Here is a 323-nt window from a genome sequence, read left to right as displayed (position 1 = left end):
GCGGGACGAGCGGGGCAGGGAGCGCAGGAGCAGGTCGCGGACCCCGTCGCGGAAGGCGTACGAGCCGGGCGGGCCCGGGGCCGTCGTCAGCATGCCGCTGAGGATGACCTCGGCGAGGTGCTGGGGGCGCGGATCGGTTTCCAGGGCCCGGTGCACCAGCCGCATCACCGGCAGGTGCGGGACGCCGACGGCCAGATGACCGGCGAGGCGGAAGGCCTGCGGGGACGCCGTGGCGCGGAACGCGCGGACCAGGTCCTCGGGACCCCGCTCTGCGGCGGGGCCGGGCGCCGGCGCGGGCGGCTCGGGCGTCAGCCAGGCGGCGG

At 78.9% G+C, this 323-nt stretch carries 1 protein-coding gene; it reads right to left on the bottom strand.

Features of this window, described 5'->3' with window-relative positions; all coding sequences use genetic code 11:
* Positions 1–323: hypothetical protein (locus tag G3I40_RS45380; protein WP_239092325.1), on the bottom strand; the 323-nt coding region annotated here is incomplete at both ends.

This window comes from Streptomyces sp. SID14478, from assembly GCF_010548525.1.
Lineage (GTDB): Bacteria > Actinomycetota > Actinomycetes > Streptomycetales > Streptomycetaceae > Streptomyces.
Note: the sequence above shows the minus strand (reverse complement) of the source record. Positions and strands in the feature narration are given on the sequence as shown.